The 498-nt window shown below is 75.5% G+C and carries 1 pseudogene; it reads left to right on the top strand.

Going from position 1 to position 498, the window contains the following annotated elements:
- Nucleotides 1-498, top strand: a pseudogene (locus DW309_RS05085) (malto-oligosyltrehalose synthase); the annotation flags it as partial.

The following is a 498-nucleotide window of genomic DNA, read 5'->3' as shown; positions in this document are numbered from 1 at the left end:
CTGGCGTACGCCACCAAGGCCGCGCGCGAGACGGCGGAGCGCACCACCTGGCAGCGCCCCGACGCCGCGTTCGAGGAGGGTCTCGCGGCCGTCGCCCAGGCCGTCGAGGGCGACGCCGCCCCGATCCTCGACCGCTTCGTCGCGGAGATCGCGGGCCACGGCCGCTCGAACTCGCTCGCCGCCAAGCTGCTGCAGCTCACCGGCCCCGGCGTGCCCGACGTGTATCAGGGCTCCGAGCTGTGGGACCTGTCGCTGGTCGACCCCGACAACCGTCGTCCGGTCGACTTCGCGCTGCGGGCGCGGATGCTGAGGGAGCTGGATGCCGAGGTCGCCCGCGGCATCCTCCCGCCGATCGACGACTCCGGCGCCGCGAAGCTCCTGGTCACCTCCCGGGCGCTGCGCCTGCGCCGCGACAACCCGGAGCTGTTCCGCTTCTACCGCCCGGCCGTGGTCGAGGGGGCGGCCGCCGAGCATGCCGTCGCGGTGCACCGCGGCGGG

The sequence above is a fragment of the Microbacterium sp. K41 genome (assembly GCF_004794395.1).
GTDB lineage: Bacteria > Actinomycetota > Actinomycetes > Actinomycetales > Microbacteriaceae > Microbacterium > Microbacterium sufflavum.
This window is presented reverse-complemented; position numbering and strand designations above follow the sequence as displayed.